At 51.1% G+C, this 23,581-nt stretch carries 23 protein-coding genes and 1 pseudogene; 13 read left to right on the top strand and 11 right to left on the bottom strand.

Annotated features, from left to right (window positions below; translation table 11 throughout):
- Positions 1 to 187: ATP-binding cassette domain-containing protein (locus PPL9_RS15210; RefSeq protein ID WP_152986713.1), on the bottom strand; the 187-nt coding region annotated here is incomplete at its 3' end.
- Between the two features lie 253 nt (positions 188 to 440).
- Between PPL9_RS15210 and PPL9_RS15205 the strand changes: the two genes are divergently transcribed.
- The 3 genes from PPL9_RS15205 (at position 441) to thpR (ending at position 3,073) form a co-directional block, all read left to right on the top strand.
- Positions 441 to 1,019 carry an arylesterase gene (locus PPL9_RS15205; RefSeq protein ID WP_208980975.1) on the top strand — a complete coding sequence of 193 codons (579 nt, stop codon included), beginning with the start codon at positions 441 to 443 and terminating at the stop codon, positions 1,017 to 1,019.
- Between the two features lie 278 nt (positions 1,020 to 1,297).
- Positions 1,298 to 2,350, top strand: coding sequence for an aldo/keto reductase (locus PPL9_RS15200; protein ID WP_057463484.1), 1,053 nt, complete (start codon positions 1,298 to 1,300; stop codon positions 2,348 to 2,350).
- Positions 2,351 to 2,536: 186 nt separating this feature from the next.
- A complete protein-coding gene (gene thpR, locus PPL9_RS15195) occupies positions 2,537 to 3,073 on the top strand; it encodes an RNA 2',3'-cyclic phosphodiesterase (RefSeq protein WP_057463483.1) in 537 nt (178 codons plus the stop codon).
- A gap of 64 nt (positions 3,074 to 3,137) precedes the next feature.
- Here thpR and PPL9_RS15190 read toward each other — a convergent pair whose 3' ends face one another.
- Positions 3,138 to 3,635 (bottom strand): hypothetical protein, encoded by a 498-nt coding sequence (locus PPL9_RS15190; protein WP_057463482.1) that lies wholly within the window; start codon positions 3,633 to 3,635, stop codon positions 3,138 to 3,140.
- A gap of 134 nt (positions 3,636 to 3,769) precedes the next feature.
- Between PPL9_RS15190 and PPL9_RS31380 the strand changes: the two genes are divergently transcribed.
- Complete coding sequence (locus PPL9_RS31380) at positions 3,770 to 4,183, top strand: DnaJ family domain-containing protein (RefSeq protein WP_208980966.1); 414 nt, start codon at positions 3,770 to 3,772, stop codon at positions 4,181 to 4,183.
- 31 nt (positions 4,184 to 4,214) lie between these two features.
- Here PPL9_RS31380 and PPL9_RS15180 read toward each other — a convergent pair whose 3' ends face one another.
- Entirely contained in the window at positions 4,215 to 5,900 is a 1,686-nt protein-coding gene (locus PPL9_RS15180) for an acyl-CoA dehydrogenase family protein (protein ID WP_200962326.1), read from the bottom strand.
- A 163-nt stretch (positions 5,901 to 6,063) separates the two neighbouring features.
- Here PPL9_RS15180 and PPL9_RS15175 point away from each other — a divergent pair, with 163 nt between their 5' ends.
- Positions 6,064 to 6,948: a YihY/virulence factor BrkB family protein gene (locus PPL9_RS15175; RefSeq protein WP_057463480.1), complete on the top strand. Its 885-nt coding sequence runs from the start codon at positions 6,064 to 6,066 to the stop codon at positions 6,946 to 6,948.
- 2 nt (positions 6,949 to 6,950) lie between these two features.
- Here PPL9_RS15175 and PPL9_RS15170 read toward each other — a convergent pair whose 3' ends face one another.
- On the bottom strand, positions 6,951 to 7,823 hold the full coding sequence (locus PPL9_RS15170; RefSeq protein ID WP_208989392.1) for a DMT family transporter: 873 nt from the start codon (positions 7,821 to 7,823) through the stop codon (positions 6,951 to 6,953).
- 165 nt (positions 7,824 to 7,988) lie between these two features.
- Between PPL9_RS15170 and PPL9_RS15165 the strand changes: the two genes are divergently transcribed.
- Positions 7,989 to 10,019 carry a HAMP domain-containing methyl-accepting chemotaxis protein gene (locus tag PPL9_RS15165; protein ID WP_057463479.1) on the top strand — a complete coding sequence of 677 codons (2,031 nt, stop codon included), beginning with the start codon at positions 7,989 to 7,991 and terminating at the stop codon, positions 10,017 to 10,019.
- A 250-nt stretch (positions 10,020 to 10,269) separates the two neighbouring features.
- Positions 10,270 to 11,469 (top strand): FAD-dependent oxidoreductase, encoded by a 1,200-nt coding sequence (locus tag PPL9_RS15160; RefSeq protein ID WP_057463478.1) that lies wholly within the window; start codon positions 10,270 to 10,272, stop codon positions 11,467 to 11,469.
- Between the two features lie 81 nt (positions 11,470 to 11,550).
- Here PPL9_RS15160 and PPL9_RS15155 read toward each other — a convergent pair whose 3' ends face one another.
- A complete protein-coding gene (locus tag PPL9_RS15155; RefSeq protein WP_057463477.1) occupies positions 11,551 to 12,333 on the bottom strand; it encodes an alpha/beta fold hydrolase in 783 nt (260 codons plus the stop codon).
- A 349-nt stretch (positions 12,334 to 12,682) separates the two neighbouring features.
- Between PPL9_RS15155 and PPL9_RS15150 the strand changes: the two genes are divergently transcribed.
- Positions 12,683 to 13,294, top strand: coding sequence for a L,D-transpeptidase (locus PPL9_RS15150; RefSeq protein ID WP_057463476.1), 612 nt, complete (start codon positions 12,683 to 12,685; stop codon positions 13,292 to 13,294).
- A 71-nt stretch (positions 13,295 to 13,365) separates the two neighbouring features.
- Here the strand turns inward: PPL9_RS15150 and PPL9_RS15145 are convergent, their stop codons facing one another.
- The 5 genes from PPL9_RS15145 to secA form a co-directional block, all read right to left on the bottom strand.
- The gene (locus PPL9_RS15145) at positions 13,366 to 14,058 is read right to left on the bottom strand and encodes a hypothetical protein (RefSeq protein WP_208989391.1); all 693 of its coding nucleotides are present in this window, start codon (positions 14,056 to 14,058) and stop codon (positions 13,366 to 13,368) included.
- Between the two features lie 248 nt (positions 14,059 to 14,306).
- Positions 14,307 to 14,912 carry a GyrI-like domain-containing protein gene (locus PPL9_RS15140; RefSeq protein ID WP_057463475.1) on the bottom strand — a complete coding sequence of 202 codons (606 nt, stop codon included), beginning with the start codon at positions 14,910 to 14,912 and terminating at the stop codon, positions 14,307 to 14,309.
- A 10-nt stretch (positions 14,913 to 14,922) separates the two neighbouring features.
- Positions 14,923 to 15,465, bottom strand: a complete 543-nt coding sequence (locus tag PPL9_RS15135) for a PadR family transcriptional regulator (protein WP_057463474.1) — start codon at positions 15,463 to 15,465, stop codon at positions 14,923 to 14,925.
- Between the two features lie 98 nt (positions 15,466 to 15,563).
- On the bottom strand, positions 15,564 to 16,331 hold the full coding sequence (locus PPL9_RS15130; RefSeq protein WP_208989390.1) for a class I SAM-dependent methyltransferase: 768 nt from the start codon (positions 16,329 to 16,331) through the stop codon (positions 15,564 to 15,566).
- A gap of 171 nt (positions 16,332 to 16,502) precedes the next feature.
- Entirely contained in the window at positions 16,503 to 19,295 is a 2,793-nt protein-coding gene (gene secA / locus PPL9_RS15125) for a preprotein translocase subunit SecA (RefSeq protein WP_057463473.1), read from the bottom strand.
- 266 nt (positions 19,296 to 19,561) lie between these two features.
- On the opposite strand from secA, the gene PPL9_RS15120 reads away from it, so the two are divergent.
- From PPL9_RS15120 to PPL9_RS15100, 5 genes are all read left to right on the top strand, one after another.
- Complete coding sequence (locus tag PPL9_RS15120) at positions 19,562 to 20,431, top strand: peptidylprolyl isomerase (protein ID WP_057463472.1); 870 nt, start codon at positions 19,562 to 19,564, stop codon at positions 20,429 to 20,431.
- 127 nt (positions 20,432 to 20,558) lie between these two features.
- A complete protein-coding gene (gene argJ / locus PPL9_RS15115; RefSeq protein WP_057463471.1) occupies positions 20,559 to 21,791 on the top strand; it encodes a bifunctional glutamate N-acetyltransferase/amino-acid acetyltransferase ArgJ in 1,233 nt (410 codons plus the stop codon).
- Positions 21,772 to 22,593, top strand: a complete 822-nt coding sequence (locus tag PPL9_RS15110) for an N-acetyltransferase (protein WP_057463470.1) — start codon at positions 21,772 to 21,774, stop codon at positions 22,591 to 22,593. The genes argJ and PPL9_RS15110 overlap by 20 nt, the downstream gene beginning before the upstream one ends.
- 84 nt (positions 22,594 to 22,677) lie before the next feature.
- On the top strand, positions 22,678 to 23,082 hold the full coding sequence (gene mutT / locus PPL9_RS15105; RefSeq protein ID WP_057463469.1) for an 8-oxo-dGTP diphosphatase MutT: 405 nt from the start codon (positions 22,678 to 22,680) through the stop codon (positions 23,080 to 23,082).
- 29 nt (positions 23,083 to 23,111) lie between these two features.
- On the top strand, positions 23,112 to 23,327 hold the full coding sequence (locus PPL9_RS15100; protein ID WP_057463468.1) for a Flp family type IVb pilin: 216 nt from the start codon (positions 23,112 to 23,114) through the stop codon (positions 23,325 to 23,327).
- On the opposite strand, the pseudogene PPL9_RS33350 reads toward PPL9_RS15100, so the two are convergent.
- Positions 23,328 to 23,581: pseudogene (locus PPL9_RS33350) on the bottom strand (SAM-dependent methyltransferase); the annotation flags it as partial.

The raw sequence follows: 23,581 nt of genomic DNA, 5'->3' as shown, positions 1-23,581 counted from the left end.
CTGCGCGTTCCAGACCTGCCATTACCATGAGCAAAGTAGATTTGCCTGAGCCGGATGGTCCAACGAGGCCGACGCTTTCGCCGGTGCTGATTGAAAGATCAATACCTTTGAGAATATGGGTGCGGCCTGCGCCATGGCCCAGGCTGAGGTGAACGCCGTTTAAGTCTAATGCGGGATTACCTGTCATTCTTCTACCTTGATGTGCAGGCGATGCAAATCTCTGAATTACATCTTATAATAAATTTGTTGGCGGCTCTTGTCGCAGCCGCACTTGGGAAGCATATGGGTAGGGTGGATTGCATCGTCCAGCTCGGTTTGAAAAAATCTAAGGTATTTGAATGTCTGGATCACGAAAAGTTGAAGCTAAATCTGGTGTGCTGCGTTTTTTCAGTGGTGCTGTCGTTGCGCTGAGCCTTGTGTTTGCAGGTGCTTCAACCGGAATGGCGCAGGATGGAGCCGAGCCGGTGAAGCTGGTTGCCTTCGGTGATAGTCTGACGGCTGGTTATCAATTGCCACCTGAAGATGCCTTTCCTGTAAAGCTGGAGAAGGCTTTGCAAGAGCGGGGCTATAACATCACCGTGGTCAATGCTGGCGTATCTGGTGATACCAGCTCAGGTGGCCTTTCACGGCTCGACTGGTCTGTGGGCGATGACGTAGACGGAGTGATCCTTGAACTGGGTGCCAACGATGCGTTGCGCGGGCTGGATCCGTCAATAACGCGCAAAAACCTGGATGCAATGCTGGAACGGTTGGGATCTCGCGACATTCCGGTGCTGTTGGCTGGCATGATGGCACCGCCTAATCTGGGTGATCAGTATGGTCAGGAGTTCAACTCCATCTATGGTGATCTTGCGCAGAAGCATGATGCGTTGCTTTATCCGTTTTTTCTGGACGGTGTGGCAGCGGAACCTGAGCTAAACCTTGGTGATGGCATGCATCCAACGGGTAAAGGTGTTTCGATCATTGTCGAAAAAATTCTGCCTTCTGTTGAACTACTCATCGAACAGGCTAAATCATAAGAGCTGATACTCTTCCTTTTCAGGCTGGAACGCAGAGTCTGCTTTAAAGTATTGACTTACTGCGCCTTCCTGTCGGAAAAACACATCCTACTTTTCGAAGATGTGCTTGGTATGCTTACCAGGCCACTTCCTCTGCCGACCTCCATCCATGAGGCAGATTTAGCAAAACAGAATTCGGGGCATGATCCGTTGTCTTTGGACGAGGCTGGATCTTTGTCCTTTATGTCCAATAAGGGCGTGAGAATGAAAAGCAGCTTGGGGCTGCAAATGGGGAATACATGGAATTTCGTAAATTGGGGCGTACAGACCTCAACGTTTCCAGCATCTGTCTTGGTACGATGACATGGGGTGAACAAAATACCGAAGCTGAAGGCCATGCTCAAATGGATTATTCCTTGGAGCAGGGCATCAATTTCTTCGATACTGCAGAGCTTTATGCTGTGCCGCCGAAGCCAGAGACCAAAGGCCGTACTGAAGAAATTATCGGAACATGGTTCAAGAAATCCGGTAACCGCGACAAGGTTGTTTTGGCAACCAAGGTTGTTGGCCGTTCTGCTCAGGACTGGCATCGTGAAGATGGTTCCACAAGCCAGCTTTCTCGTGCGCAGATCATGGAAGCCGTGGATGCCAGCCTGAAGCGTTTGCAGACAGACTATATCGACCTTTACCAGCTGCACTGGCCAGATCGTAATGTGTCCGGCTTTGGTTCTGTCAGCACCATCTGGCAGGATGCGGACCCGGCAGAAGACGAAAATGCGATCCATGAGACTCTTGAAGTTATGCAGGAGCTCGCGAAAGCAGGCAAAATCCGTCATTTCGGTCTTTCTAACGAAAGCCCTTGGGGCACCATGAAGTTTGTGCAGGAATCTGAAGCGCGTGGATTGCCACGGGTTCAGTCTATCCAGAATGCTTATTCTCTGGTGAACCGCTTGTTTGAAGTGGGCGGTGCCGAGATTGCACAGCGGGAGAATGTTGGTCTGCTGGCATACTCTTCTCTGGCACAGGGGTATCTGACTGGTAAGTACCGGAATGGTGCGTTGCCAGCTGGTGCGCGTAAAACACTGTTCAAGCGCCTTGGCCGTTATGAGAACCCGTTTGGTCAGAAAGCTATTGATGCGTATTGCGACTTGGCAGAAGAGCTGGGTGTTGATCCAGCAGTTATGGCGCTGTCGTTTGCTCATTCCCGTTCATTCGTGACCTCTGTGATCATTGGTGCGACGAACATGGAGCAGCTGGCGACAGATATTCGTGCGACAGACTTTGAGATGACTGATGAGGTTGTGGCACGGATTAACGATATCCATCTGCAGTACTCCAATCCATGCCCGTGATTGGCAGATAATTTGCTTTTGTCTGCAGAGACAGAATTGTGCCGGAGCCTTGTGTGGGCTTCGGCATTTTTTGTTTTAAGGGATGGAAAGAAAATCCCCAGATGTTCGTAGAGCTGTGATTTTCTGCTTGTACTCTGGCGTTAAACGTGAGCTAATTTATCATCTGCATTAGTGGAGGGTCCTGATATGCCTCGCCTTTTCACTGGCCTAGAGCTGCCTTCGGGCACAGGGATGATGTTGAGCCTTATGCGCGGAGGGCTGCGCGGCGCTCGATGGATCGACCCAGAAAACTACCACATCACATTACGGTTTATAGGCGATATTGATGATCGCATTGCTGACGAAGTTGCCTATGAGCTGGCACGGGTGAATCGTGCTCCGTTGACGATCAAGCTGACCGGGCTGGGATCGTTTGGGGGAGCCAAACCACATGCGCTTTGGGCACGTGTTGAGCCCACTCAGGAGCTGGCGGAGCTTCAGGCTGAGCAAGAACGCATCTTGCAGCGGCTCGGCCTGCAAGCCGCTCGGCGCAAATATACGCCGCATGTGACATTGGCTCGGTTGAGGGGGACATCCCCTGCAGAGTTGGCGCATTGGCTTGAGATACGTGGTGAGTTCTCAGCGCCTGCATTCACCGCTGGGCGGTTTGTGCTCTTCTCAGCAAAAGCGGCAGTGGGTGGCGGACCGTATCTGGTGGAAGAAAGCTATCCGCTGGCTGCCTGACGTGATGGATTGATGGGGAGAGGTGCCGTCGTACTGGTGCACGCGTCTCTGCGGGTAGGACCGCTTAGGGCAGGTAGGAGGAGACGTTCTCCATTATCTGACTGCTCTGTCTCTCCATCCGCCATGAGGTTTGGTGTACTAAGCCTGCTGCTGAGTGGGTTCCTGTCAGCTGATAGATGTCCTTGTTCAGGAAGGCGAGCAGTTCGTCTATATCCTGACGCGAGACATAACTGAGGGCGCCAGTTACATGCGCGTAGGCCAATGATGCTGGTTTAGCTGGAATAGTGTTAGTCGCTGTTTTCACTCGATATCGGATCAGCTTTGATTTGGGCTCAAGCCGTACAAGCTTTGATTTTGCTTTGAGCGGTTTCAGAGAGGACTTTGCTGGATAGCGTATGAGTTTGCTGGTGGTGGAAATTGGTTTCAACGCATTTTTAGATGGGGCATTGATTTGGGTAAGGCCCGGGCCAACGGCGCGGGTCTGGGTCAATGCCCAGGTACTACCAGCTAATGCCAGAGCTGAGCCCACGATAAGACTTGCAAAAATAAGAGGCCGCAACATCGCGCTCTCCAGTTAGATACAAATTAAATAAAAATTTAACTAAAATGTACCGTGCAAATTGCATAATGCAACCGGAGATGGTGAATTTATTAGCGTAAAGTTAAAATCGATAATTTGGTCCGGTTGTAAGTTAATTGTATTCAGCAAAAAAATTTAGAAAAATTGCATATGAACATGTTGCAGCCACAGTCATCAGGGAAATTGATCTAAGAAAAACAAAGGATAGAGGTCTGTTTATGGGAATGGATCGACTAATCGAGCAACAAATTCGCCGATCACAGATGAATGGTTCTATGGATCACCTTGAAGGTGCGGGAAAACCTATCCCCAGAAGGTCCGGGACAAATTTCGCTCAGAGCGCACAAATGAGTGTGGTGAATGGAGCTGGTGGTAGCATTCAGGGAGAACTGACTCTGCGCCGCGAGATCTCCACATTGGAAGATCAGCTTAAAGCTGCGACCAAGACTGACGAGCGATTTGAAATAAGAAAGACGCTTATGGATAAGCGCCTTGAACTCTCAGTTTATGAAGAAGCGCGACGGAAATAGTCGCGCTTCCTGTTCTTTTCGGGAAAACGCTTTACAGCTCGGTTTCATCCAGCAAACGGCGTGCGATTACCTGCGCCTGAATTTCTGCTGCCCCCTCAAAGATTGAGAGAATACGTGCATCGCAGAGTACGCGAGAGATCGGGTATTCCTGTGCAAAGCCGTTGCCGCCATGGATCTGCAGTGCGTTGTCTGCTGCAGCCCAGGCCACACGTGCGCCCAGTAGTTTCGCCATGCCTGCTTCCAGATCACAACGTCGGCCACTGTCTTTCTCCCAAGCAGAGAAGTAGGTGAGCTGGCGGGCGATCATGGTTTCGCAGGCGATGATGGCGAGCTTGTCGGATACACGCGGGAAGTTGATGAGTGATTTGCCAAACTGGACACGCTCTTGCGCATAGCGCAGGCCAAGGTCCAGAGCGCATTGAGCGACGCCGATTGCACGGGCGGCGGTTTGAATGCGGGCGGACTCGAAGGTTTGCATGAGTTGTTTGAAGCCCTGACCTTCCACCTGACCCAGCAGGTTCTCGTCTTTGACTTCAAAACCGTCAAACGCGATTTCGTATTCCTTCATTCCGCGATAGCCGAGAACTTCAATCTCGCCACCTGACATGCCTTCAGCTGGGAAGGGCTCTGCATCTGTTCCACGAGGCTTTTCCGCGATGAACATGGACAGGCCCTTGTAACCAGGCTCTTCCGGCTTGGTGCGGGTGAGCAGGGTCATGATGTCGGCACGGACCGGGTGGGTGATCCATGTTTTGTTGCCGGAGACCTTCCATGTGTCGCCGTCTTTAACTGCGCGTGTTTTTAGTGATGCGAGGTCGGAACCGGTGTTTGGTTCCGTGAACACAGCGGTTGGCAGAGTTTCACCAGAGGCGATGCGTGGGAGCCACTTTGCTTTTTGTTCTTCGGTTCCGCCGCCGAGAATAAGTTCTGCTGCGATTTCGGAGCGGGTGCCGAGGGAGCCGACGCCGATGTAGGCGCGGGAGAGTTCCTCTGAGACCACGCACATGGATTCTTTGCCAAGACCCATACCGCCGAATTCTTCCGGAATCGTCAGGCCGAATACGCCCATCTCTGCCATCTCATTGATGATTTCAAGAGGGATGTATTCGTTTTTCAGGTGCCATTCGTGAGCAAACGGAGTGACCTTTGCTTCGGCAAACTTTCGCATCTCTTCGCGAATTTGCTCGTAGGTCTCGTCCAGTCCCGTTGCGCCGATGGTGGATTGACCTTCTGCGTGCTGCATGAGTTCTGCAAGACGCGTGCGCAGGGCTGGTTGGGTGCCGTCTGCGATGACTGCTTCAACAGCTTCTGTGTGATGACTGTTGGCTTCACTGCGGCTGATGCCCAGGTCAGAGAGGCGAAGGATTTCGCCCTGACTCATTGGCAGCCCGCCAAAGACTTGTGCGGTGTATTCTGCAAGACCAATGCGCAGGATCAGGCTTTCCACTTCGCCGAAGGTGCCTTCGGCTTCCAGCCGTTCGCCGTATGCGTTCAGCTGCTTGAGGGCTTCCACATAAGTTGCAAGCCAGGCAAGACCGTGGGTGGCACGCTGTTCCTGCTCCATGAGAGCGGAGGCGATGCGGCCATCCTTCAATACGCGCAGTTTTACGTTTTTGCGCGCGATGCCAAGCAGAGCTTCAAGAGATTTTAGCGCCTGAGCACGTGTTTCTTTCGATGGTGCGACTGCTTGTTCTATTGTATTCACCGTTTCCGACACGGCTTGCCTCCCTCAATCCACTCGGTCATTGTGCACTGCAAACTTAAACGGGGTATGTATTTGTGCAATGCCCTAAAGGTGGGAGCTTTCTTCATGAATATTTCTTGAAGTCCCGTCTATTATCTAACTTGAAACTTACAGAGAGACAGACCAGATCAGTTTTATGAAGAAACGTGGCCTTTGGGGAAAATTGTATCAGGTGCTTGCAGATGCTCTCGGGCATTTTAACTCTGATGATGGCTATGCAGTGGCGAGCCATGTGGCTTTGTCATCGTTGATGGCTCTGTTTCCATTTTTGATATTTGTGGCGGCGTTCTCAGGTTTTCTTGGTCTGAACTCGGTTGCGCAAAGTGCGACGGAGTTGATCTTTGATGTCTGGCCTGAACGTGTGGCTGGCCCGGTTTCCGGTGAAATCAAAGCCGTTCTCACTCAGCCACGTGGTGATTTGCTGACCTTTGGTGTGGTCGTTACGCTGTGGTTCTCGTCCAATGGCGTTGAGGCCATGCGTGTCGGGTTAAACCGTGCTTATCGTGTTCGAGATAATCGCAGTTGGTTCTTCTGCCGGACGCAATCCATTTTGGCGGTTCTGATTGGAACAGCTGTTTTGATGGTTTCAACGTTCCTGATCGTGTTTGGTCCGCTGGCTTGGGAATGGGCTGTTCATCTGGCACCAGTTATGGAGCAGTTTAGCTACAAGGCGAATATTGTCCGTTATGGCATCACATCTTTGTTGCTGATGTTTGCTCTGCTGGCAGCTCATATGTATCTGCCGGCTGGCCGTCGTAGCTTCTTTGAAGTGTTGCCCGGTATTATACTGACCATGATCCTCTGGATTATCGCTGGAACAGCTTTTGGTGCTTATTTGGCGCGGTGGGCGAACTATGTGTCTTTGTATGCTGGTCTAGCTGGTATCATGACGGCCATCATCTTTATGTATCTGACAGCCGTCATCTTTATTCTGGGCGGCGAGTTTAATGCGGCGCTTATGCGTGTTCGCCGTGTGAACCAGCGTGTTGAGGCAGGTCCTTGTTCTGATGCTGAAGGCTGAGCTTAAGCTTTCTGCTTTGGGCGGCATACTGCGATTGCTACCACAACGATTGCCATGCCAATCAGCTGAATGAGGTTGAGTGTCTCTCCGAAAAGGAAGTAGCTTTCAATGGCCGCTGCGACGGGTGTCAGGTAGAACAGCGTTGCTGTTGTTGACGCGGCTCCGTGCTGGAGCAGGTACATGAGCAGCAGGACTGCGCCCACAGACAACACAATGACCAGCCATGCCAGCGCAAAGATCAGGTCTCCTGACCAGGTGATGACCCAGCTTTCCGTCATGGACAGCGGCAGCGTTATGAGCAAGGCGCCGAAATACTGGTAGAAGATGCCTGTGACCAGATCCGTATTCGTTGGCTGGCGCTTTTGCCATGTGGTGCCGAAGGCGATGCCAAGGGTTGCCACAAAGGCGGCTGCTACAGTCCAAAGAGGGATCTGCGCAACGCCGCTTCCCATCTTAGGCAGGATCACCAGCACGATACCGACAAACCCGGCGGCCAGGCCGATCCATTGGCGCGGCGTCACATCTTCTTTCAGCAGGAAATATGCGAGTGTGCCGGTAATGAAAGGCTGCAGACCAGTTATGAGAGCGGTTACGCCTGCTGGCATCCCGTTGTCGATGGCCCAGAAGACTCCCGAGAGATAGATGCCATGGACCAGCATGCCTGTGATGACGGCATGGAGGATCTGCTGGCGCGTTAAAGCAAAGCTTCTGCCAGACAACCAGATGATGATGCCCATCAACGGCAGGACGAGCAGAAAGCGGAGACTCAAGAACGCAAAAGGCTCTGAGTAGGGCGCTCCAAGGCGTGCACCGATGAAACCGGTGGACCAGAGCAAAACGAAGATAATGGGAACTAATTTGGTAAGCGAGAGCAATGGTGTGTCTTATTTTTATGCGTCCTTAGCACATGACGCTGGGTGGGCTGAGCAACAAAATCATTTGTGCGATGCATTATTTGTAATCTTTAAACGATTTGAACCTATACCTGTGAGGAATAATTAAAAATACTATTAGTAATTTTATCGGTCTAGGGGTCTCCGATGCGAGTAAATTGGAAGCGGGCTATTTCTTCTACGGGAAATAAAGTTTTCTCGTTAACTCGAAATGTAAGTATTCGGTTTCGGGCAATTGCTCTTGGTATTCTGACACTTATCGGATTTGGTGGTGTTGGCTTTGTTTATCTTTGGAGCCAACAGCAAACGGAGGCTGCCTTTCTGCAGTCGAAAGAATACACCGTACTTGCTGAGCTGAGCCAGACAATTGCAATTACCGCAGGTGTGCTGCAATCGACTCAGAAAGATTATGAAAATGTGCCGAGTGACAGTCTGAAAAGTCGATTCGACACGTTGGTTGGTGAAGCGCAGACTGAATTGCAGGAGTTAAATGCGCTCCCGGTTGCCATGGATTATTTCCTTGAGATCTCTGATGCACGAGACACGATTGATGCAATCAGTGGTGCCTTTGAGATGTTACACGGCTACCAGTCCACGCTTGGATATGACGCGGACCGCGGCTTGCAGAAAGAGCTGTCCGCCGCGCTTTCTCAGGCAGAATCCGCTGTTAAACAAAAGCACAGACGTAGCAAAGACCCCAATACGCTGAAGCTGATGCATACGTTTAGTGATCTGGCGCGTGCGCAGTTGGATTATGCGCTTACGGGTAGCCAAAACGCTTTGGGCGCGTTTGAAGTTGCGTTCTCCCGTTACGAGCGCACCGTGCCGCGAGCACAAATTGACCCGGCTGTTGCCGAGAAGGTCAAAACCAATATGCTGGCCTACAAGAAGGCGTTCGAGGCTTACTCAAAGGCCTTTGATAAGCGGGCGACGAGTTCTGAGTTGCTTGCAAACCTGTTTGACCTTCTCCCGCCACGGCTTGATGAACTGAAAAACTCTGCAGTGCAGGGCGCGAATGATGCGCAGGCGCGGTTGACAGAGACCACGCAGCAGACAAATCTTTATCTGGGCATTGCGGTTGGTGGTATCGCACTAACGCTGTTCATTCTTGGCTCTCTCCTGATCTTCGGTATTTTGCGGAATCTGAATGCTTTGCGTAATGCTATGGCATTGCTGGCGAAGAATGATTTGTCAGCTGTGATCCCTCTCAATAAAGGCGGTAAAGAAATTTCCGCGATGGCGCAGACACTTCAGGTGTTCCGCGACAATATTGAGGAACGCCGGATGCTGCAGGATCAGCAAGATCATGAAAATGCTGAGAAACAGGCTCGTGCCGAGCAAGTCGACAATCTCATTGTTGGTTTTGAGCAGACCGTTGCTGAGGCTTTGAATAGTCTGCACAGCGCTGCAGATGGGCTTGGGGAAGCCTCTAATGATGTGGGATCTGCTGCAGACAACGTGTCGAAAGAAGCTGTGTCTGCAGGACGTGCTGTTGAGAGTGCCGCTGAGAATGTTTCCAGCGCATCTGCTGCGACGGAAGAGCTAGCCATGTCTATCAACGAGATTGCGGGACAGGCTGAGCAATCAACGAGCGTTGCAGACCGAGCGGTTGAAGGTTCAAAAGCGACTGCTGAGACCATGAATCTGTTGAGTGATGCAGCAAATCGTATTGGTGAGGCTGTTGGGCTCATTCGTGATATTGCGAACCAGACGAACTTGCTTGCTCTGAACGCGACCATTGAAGCAGCCCGTGCAGGTGAGCATGGTAAGGGCTTTGCTGTGGTGGCGTCCGAAGTGAAGATGCTGGCAAATCAGACTTCTCAGGCAACCGAGGAAATCGCACAGCAGGTTGGCTCCATTCAGGAAGCCTCAGCAGAAGCGGTCGGCGCTATTGGCGATGTGAGTGATGTTATTCACGAAATGAGCCAGATTGCGGCGGCTGTTGCAGCATCTGTTGAGCAACAGAACGCAGCTATTCAGTCGATTACCGAGAATGTGGCGAATGCGACGCAAAGCTCTCAGGAAGGGGCGAGTGCAATGCAGATGGTTGAAAATGCATCCAGCAATGCACGTAGCACTGGCGGTACAGTGTCTGATCTTGCCGACGCGCTTTCTCGTCAGGCAGATCACATCAACAATACTGTTGGTGCATTCCTTGAAAAAGTGCGTGCTGCCTAAAGCAGTTTGCTTTCGTTTCGACAGCTTCAAACTGCTTTAGGGATTTGACTAGCGTATCTCTGAAAACCGCAAGGCACTTTTCAGAGAAATGACCTTAAGATCTTCACAAATTTTCATTTTAAATGTGGCGCTTGCTCTGGTTTTTATCAGGGCTAAGCGCCACATTGCTTTTGCGGTACGGGTTTGTTGAGCGAAGCAGACAATACGGATCTGCTGTGTTGTTTGACTGCGACTAATACGGGTTTTGAGAATGATTAATAAGATTGTTGTGGTGGGTGCTGGACAAGCAGGTGTACAGGCCGCGCAAACTCTTCGACAAAAGGGATATGAAGGTGAGCTTGTGATGCTTGGAAACGAGCCTCAGCCGCCTTATCAACGCCCTCCGCTCTCCAAGAAGTTTCTGAGTGGAGATGTGGCGCCGGATGCGCTGTTTATTCGTCCAGAAGCGTTTTATGAAACCAACAATATCGATCTGAAGGTCAATGCGCATGTTGATAGCATTGATCTGGAGAAGAAGAGTGTCAGGCTGGCAAGCGGTGAAGAGGTGAGTTGGGACAAGCTGCTGCTTGCAACCGGAACCCGCGCTCGCGATTTGCCATTGCCGGGTGCGGAGCTGGAAGGCGTTGTGACGCTTCGCTCCATTGGTGATGTTGAGCTCATCAAGCAACTCTTTGTACCTGGCAAGAAACTCGTTGTTATCGGTGGCGGTTATATCGGTCTGGAAGTGACGGCTGTTGCAAAGAGCATGGGGCTGGATGTTGTTGTGCTGGAAGCGCAGGAGCGTCTGCTGAAGCGTGTGGTTTCGCCCGATATCTCATCGTTCTTCCATGGTTTGCATTCTGGCAATGGTGCGGAGCTTTTTTGCGGAACCGGTGTGACCAGCATTGAAGGGACTGATGGCAAAGTTTCTTCCGTGAAACTTGCTGATGGCAGTGAGATTCCGTGTGATCTGGTACTTTCTGCGGTTGGTGCTGTACCGAATGCGGAGCTTGCAGAGGCCGCTGGTCTGGACGTGGATGATGGCATTTTGGTTGATGGAGCAGGGCAGACCTCTCACGAGGATGTTTATGCTTGCGGCGATTGTGTTCGCTTCTTCTCAGAGCGCTATGGTCGTAGCATTCGTCTGGAGAGCGTTCAAAATGCGATTGATCAGGCAAAAGCAGTTGCTGTTGCGTTGACTGATCCCGACCATGACCACAGTCACGACTATGACCCGTTGCCGTGGTTCTGGTCTGACCAGCACCATATCAAGCTGCAGATTGCCGGATTGTCTAATGGATACGATGAGGCTGTGCTTGTTGGGGATACAAATTCCGACAGCTTCTATGTCGCGTATCTGGAAAAAGGCAAACTGATTGCGGTTGATAGCATCAATCATCCACGCTCGCACATGATGGCGCGCCGGGTGATTGGGCAGGAGTGGAAAGACGGTCTGCTTCCACCTGCTTAAGTCGACGATCTTAAAGGCGTGCCAGAGAGAGCTCCGGCACGCTTTTTAGTCAAACCTCAGCACAAAGGCTGGATTTTGGCTTTAGCGGGTGTTTTCCAGAATCAGCCGGATCACTTCCTGCGGGATTTCCATGTGAACCATGTGGCCGACACGATCGAAAACGTGGCAGGCGATTGGTCCTGGCAGTTTATGGCATTGACGGGTTGGCAGGATCTTGTCCTGTGTGCCCCAGACCACCTTGATTGGCATTGGCAGCTCGCCGAGTTTGCCAGTTGGCAGTACGCCCTGACTTTCACCTTCCAATATAAGTCCTGATACAGCTTTGAGTGCTTCAGCAGCGCCCGGAGTGGAACGCTGCGTGGCCACATAGTCTGCCAATTTCTTCGGAAGCTCGAAGTCAAGGCCGACAAATTGTTCCAGCAGCACTTGTTGTTCTGCTTCTGTTTGGCCAACTGCGTATCGGCGCAGAAGCTTTGCGTTGATCTCTGGGCCAAATCCGCCCGGAGCAAGCAAAGTGAGGCTTGCAATGCGTTCTGGGCTGCGCATGGCGATCAGTGTTGCAATTGCACCGCCCATGCTGTGACCTACCAGATGCACGCGGTCGAGCTTCAGCGCATCGAGAGACTTCACGACGGCTTTTGCTGAGCCCACTGCGTTGCATGGTTCAAAATCGGCCAGTGCACGCCCGTGCGCCGGAAGGTCAAACGCGATTGTGCGGCGTTTGTTTTCTAACTGGACTTGAATATTGCGCCATGTGCTGGCGTCGCCACCAAAACCATGGATGAAAATAATTGGTTCTGCACTTTCAGGGCCAAAGGCGGTGAAAGGCAGGCAGGTTACATCTTGGATACTATCGATATTCATATAAGGCCTCCCATTGGGCGTATTATATGCCCCTTTCATTCAGAGGTTTACCTGTGACTTAGGCTAAGGCAGGATTTTTTTATCAGCTGATGAACCGATAGAATTGGGCGGAAATATCGCTCGGCATGAGAAAAATTGAAAAAAGTGAAACAAATGACCCGCGGAAGTGAGGTTTTGCTTGGATATCGATTATCAGATGTTGATAATCAGTCTCAATTTGAAACATATGGAAACTCAGAGGCCCGAGAATTTTTTTTGGTAGAGTTTGTCCTTTCTCGGTGCTGATTTATTTTTAAAATTCGACAGGTCCCGCAGGGTCAGGGGCTATCGCCAATTTCAGGGGGTGACGATGCGAGGACATCTTCGCAAGGGAATATTTGCTGTCATTTGTACGTTGGTTAGCTTTGTGTTTGTAGCACCAGCAAGCGCGGGCAAGCTGTGGAATCCAGACACACGCCAATGGGACATCTTCCCAGATTCTCCTGCTATGGCATCCAATTCAGCTCGCCGTAAGTTCAAGCGTAAGCTGATCACGTACCGCACTAATGAGAAGCCAGGTACCATCATCATTGATACCGAAGAGCGCTATCTCTATCACGTGCAGGAAAGCGGCAAAGCGATGCGTTATGGCATCGGTGTTGGTCGTGAAGGTTTTGAGTGGAATGGTACCGAGCGTATCACTCGCAAAGCAAAATGGCCGGGTTGGACACCGCCGGAAGAAATGCGCCGTCGTGAAGCGAAAAAAGGCCGTACTCTTCCACGTTACATGAAGGGTGGTCCAGACAACCCATTGGGCGCGCGTGCGCTGTATCTGGGTGCTACCATCTACCGTATCCACGGTACCACTGAGGACTGGAGCATCGGTCGTGCTGTTTCATCCGGATGTATCCGCATGTTCAACGAAGATGTTTCCTATCTTTATGACCATGTCGATATCGGTGCCAAGGTTGTCGTGAACTAAGTCACGATCGACAGGCTAAGAGCATTAAACCCGGGGTGACCCGGGTTTTTTATTGGGCAGTTGGATGTGGTTTAGCGATAGCCATCTGAAACTGGTCTACAGCACCCTTTGAGTGTCACTGGTTTTTGCCCTGGCTGTGTGATGGTGGCGACAGCCTCTCCCCAAACGAAAGAGTCCAATGGGGTGAAAGTGCATTGCTTCTCGGAGATGGTCATTTGTAGATCGACGCTTTCATTGCCCGCCTGAAGTAACGTAGCGTTCTTTCCTGTTTCTGCTTTTACTGACTGAAACGGGACGCGATGCAGCAGTCCGGTGATGTTCGAGTAAGTTACGACGCTGGAGTTCCATTCAATGCTCCAAGACGGCTCAGTTCCGCCACAGACGCCCAGAACCGGCAGATCTGTCCCGGCGAATGGGACGGGTATAGCGGCCTTCAGCTTTTGGGCTTCAACCCAACCTTCTATCTCTCCGAGGCTGACATGTTGCCAGCGTAGACCGTCAACCTGCTTTTGTTCACCGTCGGAGTTGAGGATTGTATCTCCAGGCAGTTGAACAATAACAGCTGCATCGTCTGATGGTGCATCGTAGATGGAGAGTAGAACGCCGAGGCTTTGGTCTACCTGACTGTAGTAGCCGGGAGGCACTTTGAGTGCCTGGGGAGTGGCTGGTTGCTCAGAGGCCGTGCCTGAGACTGGTGCCTTATCCTTTTGCGAAGAGGGTGGGGTTTCTGATTGTGCCGTGGCTGGCCGTGAGAGCATTCCCATTGAAATGCTGCTCACTAACATCAATGTTAGAAACTTATGAAATGCATTCCCAGAGAAGTCTGAGGTCATCTTTTGCTCCTGAGACGCGGATGCTAACATCTCTGCTGCCACTCGTTTTGTTTTCTCAGGATAGTAGCGGAGTATCGCCTAGGAATTCTTAAGTTGTAAGGTGCTGTTGTTTCTCGTCTTTTGGTTTGAAGATGCTTGCAATTCTTTGTCGAGCCCGAGATAGAGGTTTGAAGCAGCACCTAGATCACAGGTTGTCTGATGATTGTTTTTCTCTTTTCCGGTGCTGTTCGTGTCGCATCATCAAGGTAGATCTCATGATGGTGTCCGTTTGGTTTCAGGCCATTTTCCGGCAGGAATTCCTGATAGAGTTTTGCGCTGATGTTGCGTAGGTCTTCATAAGGGCCCTTGTGAAGGATCTGGACTGAGCGACCTTCTGTCATAATTTCTCTGCGCAGCGTTGTGGGTTTCTCTCCAAGCCGCCCGACTGCAGTTTCTACGCCTTGAGCGAAAAGGGCGTCATCGGTCCAATGAGGCAGAACGATCATCAAACGCCATTTCAACTTGTCTCTATTACCGGTGATGAGGTCATTCATATCGTCGGCCCACCACAGGCATTCCAGAGGTGGTTCCGCAAAACGTTTTCCCATCCGCTTCTTCGCATCACGTTTGATGGGATAGATCACGGTGAAAAGCCATTTGATCGCTTGAGCGAAGGATGCCCCTTCAGGGTTACCGCTGCCATCGATCACAGCAAACTGCATGTCAGGAACATCGACAAACGAGAAATGGTCGCTTGGCGGGCGGTATAGGTCATACAGTCTGTCTCTGAAATCGGTCGTGGTCATCGTTGTGTCCTCATGTGTTCCATGGTTTGCAGGTCATGTAATCCAGAGTTTTCTGCAGCCAGTCTGCCTCTGACTTGAGTTGAGCGATGGAGTAGTCAAAGAGGGCTTCGACGTGATCAGGCAAAGGTTGTTGGTCTAATTGGATGTTTTCAATTCGGGAGATTTCATTTTGTATTACTTCGCCACGCTCGCTTAAGGCGTTAAGGGCTTGGTCTCGTTGCAGCGTCGGCCAATGGATCATGCCCAAGAGGAGGGATGAGTATGTTGGACGAACTGTTGTGATAGCTGAGAGGGTTTGTGCAATGAGAGCTTGGTGGCCTGCCTCTGTCATGAGGAAGCTCTTCTTTGTTTTAACACCAGTGGGCTTTTCTGCTGTGACGAGGCCTTTCTTCTCCAGCTTGCCTAGCACGAAGTAGATGGAAGAGAACCCGATTTGCGTCCACTCGCGCATGCCTCGCTGCTCTATGACCTGCTCCAGCTCATAGCCATGGCGGGGCATCTCGGAGACAAGGCCGAGGACGAGCAGTTCGCTGTCAGTGAGGCTTTCAGACATACTATCCTAGCCTTAGAATAAAATTATATTCTAGTACTAGAATAGGTAGTGTTGAGTCGTCAACGTCTGGCTTTTCAGAGGATGATGTGTGGGGAGGGTTATTGTTTGCGGGTGATCATGACGAGCATGTTGTCGCGTAGGCTGACATGCTGGCGATAGAGCAGGAGGCAGCGGCAGCTGAATTCACTTTCCCGCTTTTGGAAGTACTCGGCATAGCGATGAATGTCGTGCCGGTTCACATCCTCGATCATGTAAACGCCATTGCTTGCTAGCAGGTCTACAATGTTCTCGAAGAAGACAATCCCCGCTTCATAATGGTGGAGGCCATCATCGATGATCAGGTCGTAGGGCTCTGGCTTTGTGGTGGTTTTGAAGCCTGAGATGCTTTCCGGGCTGGTCTGATCCACCTGATAGGTCTGAATGCGAGAGTCAGAGAATAAGCATTTTTCGTCAATGTCGAGGCCGGTTATCTCAGCATTGGGGAAATAGTCTCTCCAGACGCGAAGGGAAGCGCCGGGTTTGCCTTCTTTGCCCATGTTTGAAAGGCAGCTGGTATCGTTTGTGCCGATGCCGCATTCGAGCACGTTTGTGATCTTGTCTCGGCAATGATCGAAAATCATGCTGTAGAAATCGGTGTAAGTGTGAGGCTCCCAATTGAACTGGGTGGTTTCTGGGCAGTTGGTGCCTTTATCGCTGCCGTACACATCGCAGAGTTGAGCCAGATAGCTGTTTTTTGCAGGTGCGTAGAACGCTTCAATACGCTGTCCGAGATGCACTTCAACGGATGCTCGTGTTCTTTCCAGTTTAGTTTTTGGGGTGAGCTGTCGGAGGACCTTGTTAAAATCGAGCGTGCTTGAAGTGTTCATGTTTTGCCGCTTCTTACAAATTAGAGCTGAAAGAAGCGTAGATTAACATTCTCAGGTTCTGGGAATACTCCCGCCTTTCTGGTGCAGATTTCCTTGGTGTGAAGCGGGAGGTCGTCTGTAATAAAAAAGGGCCGCCGAAGCAGCCCTTTCTTGAACTTGATTAATGTCGGATCAGACAAGTGCACCGTGGCAATGCTTGTACTTTTTGCCAGACCCACACGGACAAGGCTCATTACGACCTACACGACCCCATGTTTCGGGATCATCTGACTCACGACCGTCTGGTGCAGATGCTGCACGTGCTTCAGCCAGTTGGCGGTCTGCTTCCATCATCTCGTCTTCACCAGTCATAGGATTGGTGTGATGTGCTTCCATGTGGGAAGGCATCTGCGGTGTTTCCGGAGCCTGCTGCTGAACCAATTCAACCATCATCAACTGTGATGTAGTGGTCTGGCGAAGGGTGCTCAGCATGTTTTCAAAGAGAGTGAAGGACTCTGTTTTGTATTCCTGAAGTGGATCACGCTGTGCGTAGCCACGCAGGCCAACCGCGGAGCGCAGGTGATCAAGGTTCGCCAGATGCTCACGCCACAGGTTGTCTATGGTTTGCAGAAGAACTGCACGCTCGATCTGACGCATAACGTCTGGACCGTAGTTTGCAGCCTTACTCGCCATAACCTGGTTGGCTTCCTTCTTCAGGCGCGCGGTGACTTCTTCGTCTGCAATGCCTTCCTCGTTTGCCCACTCAATAATTGGCAGGTCGAGGTTCAGCTTTGTGCGTGCTTCTTCCTGAAGGCCTTCTGTGTCCCACTGCTCAGGGTAAGCGCGTTCTGGAATGTGTGCTGCGACGAGATCTTCGACGAACTCTTCGCGCATTTCCACAACAGCTTCCTGAGTAACTTCAGGGTCCATCATTTCAAGGCGCTGATCGAAGACCACTTTACGCTGATCGTTCATCACGTCATCGAACTTCAGCAGGTTCTTACGAATGTCGAAGTTGCGCGCTTCCACTTTCTGCTGAGCTTTTTCCAGTGCTTTGTTGATCCAAGGGTGAACGATTGCTTCACCGTCCTGCAGGCCAAGCTTCTGAAGCATGGAGTCCATGCGCTCAGAACCGAAGATGCGCATCAGATCATCCTGAAGAGACAGGAAGAACTTGGAGTGACCAGGGTCACCCTGACGGCCAGAACGACCGCGCAGCTGGTTATCAATGCGGCGGCTTTCGTGGCGCTCGGTTGCGACAACGTAGAGGCCACCGGCCTGAAGAGCTTTTTGCTTGAGCGCTTCAACTTCTTTTTTGATGGCGTCTTCTTTTGCAGTACGTTCAGCGCCCTCAGGCATGTCGCCCAGTTCGTTCGCGATACGCATTTCAACGTTACCACCGAGCTGGATATCTGTACCACGGCCAGCCATGTTGGTTGCAATGGTCACAGCACCAGGCACACCTGCCTGTGCGATGATGCTTGCTTCCTGTTCATGGTAACGTGCGTTCAGAACTGCAAAGACTTTCTTTTTACCTGCATCCTTGCCGGTGTACATGCTTGCAAAGCCGAGCGGGTCTGACACATCGATCTGAGTGTAGCCGTTCTTGACGAGCAGCTCTGCGAGCATCTCGGATTTTTCAATGGATGTTGTACCTACCAGAACAGGCTGACCGCGTTCATGGCAGTCATCTACGAGCACCTGAATGGCGTCGTACTTTTCGGCAACTGTGCGGTACACTTCATCGTCGTCATCGACACGCTGAACAGCAACGTTGGTTGGAATATCCACCACGTCCAGGCTGTAGATGTCCATGAACTCTTCAGCTTCCGTCATTGCTGTACCGGTCATACCAGCCAGCTTGTCGTACATGCGGAAGTAGTTCTGGAATGTGATGGACGCGAGTGTCTGGTTCTCTGGCTGGATAGCAGCTTTTTCTTTTGCTTCCAAAGCCTGGTGGAGGCCCTCAGAGAAACGACGGCCCGGCATCATGCGGCCAGTGAACTCGTCAATAATAACGACTTCGTCGTTGCGGACGATGTAATCTTTATCGCGTTGGAAAAGCTTATGCGCTTTCAGACCCTGCTGAAGATGGTGAACAGCTGTCACGTTCTCCACGTCATAAAGCGATTCGCCCTTCAGAAGATCTGCTTCTGTCAAGAGTTGCTCAAGCTTCTCGTTACCTGCTTCAGTAAAGGTTGCGGAGCGAGCTTTCTCGTCGAGTTCAAAGTCTTCTTCAGTCAACTGAGGAATAAATGTATCGATGAGATTGTAGAAGTCTGTACGATCTTCCAGCGGGCCGGAAATAATCAAAGGTGTACGAGCTTCATCAACGAGAATGGAGTCGACTTCATCCACGATCGCATAATGATGCGGGCGCTGGCACATGGATTCACGATCATACTTCATGTTGTCACGAAGGTAATCGAAGCCGAATTCGTTGTTGGTGCCGTATGTGACGTCTGCTGCATAAGCGGCTTTGCGCTCTTCATCAGGGATGCCGTGGACGATCAAACCAGTTGTCAGACCGAGGAACCGGTAAACCTGACCCATCCATTCGATATCACGTGTTGCCAGGTAATCGTTCACAGTCACAACGTGAACGCCCTTACTTGTCAATGCGTTAAGGTATACTGGAGCAGTCGCAACAAGGGTCTTACCTTCACCGGTGCGCATTTCGGTGATTTCTCCAGCATGGAGAACCATACCACCGATGAGCTGCACGTCGTAGTGACGAAGACCAAGGACGCGGCGGGAAGCTTCCCGCACGACTGCAAATGCCGGGACCAAGAGGTCGTCCAGCTTAGCGCCGTTTGCCAGTTGCTCGCGGAACTCGTCAGTTTTGGCTCTCAGCTGTTCATCTGTCAGAGCTTCCATTTCCGGCTCCAAAGCAGAAATAGCGTCTACTGTGGGCTTGAGTGTCTTAATCCGACGGTCATTTGCTGAACCAAATATCTTACGAGCGAGTGCGCCGAGCCCCACCATGTGGCGGTCCTTCCTACTTTGGGCGCGCCGGTTTTTTCACGTCGCGGTCGGGCCCTAAAAATCTTCACATTCGTGATCTAACCAGTCAAAACTCTGTGAGTCTGATCTGGGTCACAGCATATTAAACACCTGCGAGTAAAAAAGCAGGCGACAGAGAGATAAGAGTGGGCCGAAAGGTTGTCAACGGCAGTTGCCGTCGCAATATAGTGCTTTGTTGTTTTGCAACTCTTTTTAAACTCTCCATAAACAGGAAAGAAAGTGATCTTATGCTTCGTAAATTTACAGGGATCCTAGGTAGTTCAGTTGCTGTTGCTGCTCTGGTTATTGGGCTGAGTGCAGCGCAGGCACAGGATGCTGATGCGGCTCCAGATCTGGACAAGCCAGTTGCGAAGGTTGGCCAGAGCGTTATTACCGAAGCTGATCTTGCTTATGCAGCTCAAGATTACGCGCAGCAGCTGCAGCGTGTTCCACCAACCGAATGGCGCAAGGTTTTGACCGATGTGTTGGTTGAGATGAACCTGCTTGCAGAAGCTGGCGCAGAAGAAAAACTTGCAGAAACTGATGATTTTAAACGCTTAATGGCATTTGAGCGCACGCGTGCACTTCGCAATGCGTATTTCCAGAAGTACATTCAGAGCGCTATCACCGAAGACGAAGTTAAGGCTGCTTACGAGGCTGAGTATGCCAACTATCAGGGTGCTCCAGAGATCAATGCAGCGCACATCCTTGTAGAGAAGGAAGATGAGGCGAAGGACATCATTAAGCAGCTCGAAGGTGGTGCAGACTTTGCTGAGCTTGCAAAGGAAAAGTCCACTGGTCCTTCCGGCCCTAACGGTGGTGACCTTGGTTTCTTCGGAAAAGGCCAGATGGTCCCTGAGTTTGAAACAGCTGCTTTTGCTCTGAAACCGGGTGAGTTTACAAAAGAGCCTGTGCAAACACAGTTCGGTTATCACGTAATCCTGAACAAGGAAGCACGCACACAGTCCGCTCCAGCCTTTGAAACGGCTGAAGGTCAGATCCGTCAGGAGCTGGTTCTGACGAAATTCCGTGAGGTGCTTGAAGAGCTGAAAGCCAAGAACACTGTGGAAATCATCGGTGCCGATGCTGATGAAGCGAAAGCTGAAGAAAGCAAATAATAGGCTAGTGCTTATTAGCTTTGCTGATTATTGAAATAAAACATCTTGTTTTTGTAGCCTCGGATGGCTTAGGCCTTCCGGGGCTACTTTTTTGCTGCATAGACACAGTTTTCTTCGGGAGGTTTTCATGTCCGCGACCATTTCTCCACTCGCACCCAAGTCCTATCCAGAACTTCCGGAAGTTAAGGGCGTTCGAATGGCAACTGCTGCAGCTGGTCTGAAGTATGAAGGACGTACTGACGTTCTCCTGGCTGTGTTTGATGAGCCTGCTCAGATTGCTGGTGTGTTCACGACATCTAAATGCACGAGTGCTCCGGTTGACTGGTGTAAGCAGAACCTTTCCAAGGGTGTTGCGCGTGCAATTATGGTCAACTCCGGGAATGCGAATGCGTTTACGGGCAAGAAGGGGCTCGCATCTGTGGAGCTTTCAGCGGACATCCTTTCAAAGGCGAGCGGGTTTGCTGCGGATGAGCTTTATCTGGCGTCTACCGGGGTGATTGGCGAGCCGCTGCCGGCTGAGAAATTTGCTGGTGTGGCTGGTGGCCTGGTGGCTGATGCTGTCGCTGACAAGTGGATGGACGCAGCCAAAGCGATCATGACCACGGATACCTATCCTAAGATGAGCACACGTCGTGTGAAGCTGGGTGATGTGACGGTTACGTTGAATGGTATTGCAAAAGGTGCCGGTATGATTGCGCCTGATATGGCGACCATGCTTGGCTTCTTGTTCACTGACGCTCCGATTAAAGCGCCTGCTTTGCAGAGCTTGCTTTTTGAGTGTGTGGGCGGCTCTTTTAATTCCATCACGGTTGATAGTGATACGTCCACCTCAGACACTGTGCTGTTGGCAGCTACTGGGTCTGCTGGGGGTGACTGGATTGAAAGTGCTGCGGATCCGCGTCTCGCGGAGTTCCGTGAAGCTCTCTCCAGCATGATGCTTGAGCTGGCTCAGATGATCGTTCGTGATGGGGAAGGTGCGACCAAGTTTGTTGAAGTGCGAGTGGAAGGTGCTGAGAGCGATACTTCTGCAAAGCGGATTGCTATGGCGATTGCAAACTCTCCATTGATGAAAACTGCATTTGCTGGCGAAGATGCGAACTGGGGCCGCGTTGTGATGGCAGTTGGTAAGGCTGGTGAGCCTGCTGATCGTGATAAACTGGCGATTTGGTTCGGCGATATCCGTGTTGCGGTTGAAGGAGAGCGGGATCCAGATTACAGCGAGGAAGAAGCGTCTGCTGTCATGAAAGAAGACGAGATCATTCTGAAAGTTGATCTTGGCATCGGAAATGGCCGTGCGACTGTCTGGACTTGTGACCTCACCAAGGAATATGTGGCAATCAATGGTGACTACAGAAGCTAAGCGAGTTCAACCTCGCCAACCGAATTGCGATCTGGAAACGGTGTTGAAGCTGGAGCAGGCAAATCTGAATTGCTTTCCCAGCCTCATGGCGCATCATGATGGGAGCTGGATTTCCCGTCTCTCGCCAGGTGGCAGTGCGCGCCGTAATAACTCTCTGAATTTTTATGATGCCCAAGACGGTGATGAAGCCGAGAGCCGATTGGATTCTGCACGAGCACGCTTTAAGCGACTTGAGACGGCGTTTCATGTTCGCTGGACACCTTTGGTTCCCACAGATGTGGATCAGGTGCTGACCTCTCAGAAGTATGCTCGCGTTGATGAGACTCTGGTGCTGTCACGATCCATTTGGGGGCTTGGTGATACTGATGTGCCTAAAGGGTACAAACTCTCCGAAGTCTCACTGAATGAATGGATTTCTAGTTACGCGCAGGTTGACGGTGCAAAGCATGGGGAGCCGTTGAGTGAAACAGAGCAGGCACTTCATGATGTGCTTTCAAGAGTGACTGTCGAACTGATCGCGCTAGTGCTTGAAACTGAAGATGGTGTTCCAGCAGCTGTTCTGCTTGGTGTGGTGGATGGCGATCTACTCGGCATCTTTAGTGTGAAGACGGCTGAAGCGTTTCGTCGTCAGGGACTGGCTTATGCTTTGATGTGCGAAGTGCAGAGTCTAGGGGCTAAGCGCGGTGCCGAGACTGCCTGGTTGCAAGTGGTGGCAGATAATGCTGCTGCTGTAGAGCTCTACGATTCCCTCGGGTATCGCGAAGCCTATGCTTATCACTATTGCAAAGATGCCCAGCCTTAAGAAAATCAGTAAAATTTCACTCGGGACCTTTGGTATGGTTTCCAAAAGGTTTTCAGAGTGGTCCTTTGTGAAACGGGAAAATAAATGAAAATTGTGATGGTTGCGGCGTGTGCCTTGATTGATGCTGATAACCGCATTCTGCTTGCTCAGCGCCCTGAGGGCAAATCAATGGCGGGTTTCTGGGAGTTTCCGGGTGGGAAGATCGAAGCCGGTGAGACACCAGAGGACTGTTTGATCCGTGAATTATCTGAGGAACTGGGAATTACAGTTAAAAAAGAGTGCCTTGCTCCCCTAAGTTTCGCGAGCCACACTTACGAAGATTTTCATCTGCTGATGCCACTTTACGTTTGTAGGCGCTGGTCGGGCACACCTCACGGGGCAGAGGGGCAAAACCTGAAATGGGTACGGGCAGTGCGTTTACGTGATTATGAAATGCCACCAGCAGATGAGCCGCTGATCCCGCATCTAATCGACCTTGTGTCTTGTTAGCGGGAGATCACGGAGAACAAGAGGCAGTAATGGCGTTGAATGAGAAAGCGTATCACAATCAGAAATGTGGATTTACGATTGCTCATATGACCGAAGACGAGCGCGGAGCCGCTGCAGTTGAATACGCCATTCTTGCCGCTTTGATTGTTCTTGCCATTGCCGCCAGCCTGACTGCAATTAGCAGCACGATTTCGGACAACTTCCAGTTCATCTCAGATACTTTGCTTGCCGCGATTTCTGGCTAATCAGGACTTTATTTCTTTTGTTCCAAGAGCTTCGGCCAGGCTGTGCTTTGCAGAGCCGGGCTTTAGAGGTTTTTGCTGCGATTCATGTGGTGCCCAGCCGGACAGAGATGCGAAAGTGAAGGTTGCACGGATGCGTCCATCTGCATCTGAGTAATCCTGTGCATAGATCTCTGCCGCTTTCATGAAGACCTTCTTGCTTGTCGGTGACTTCAAGCGATCTTTCAAAGGGTTCGTTGCGCCCATTGCGCGCAGAT

This window comes from Pseudovibrio sp. POLY-S9, assembly GCF_001431305.1.
Classification (GTDB): Bacteria; Pseudomonadota; Alphaproteobacteria; order Rhizobiales; family Stappiaceae; genus Pseudovibrio.
This window is presented reverse-complemented; position numbering and strand designations above follow the sequence as displayed.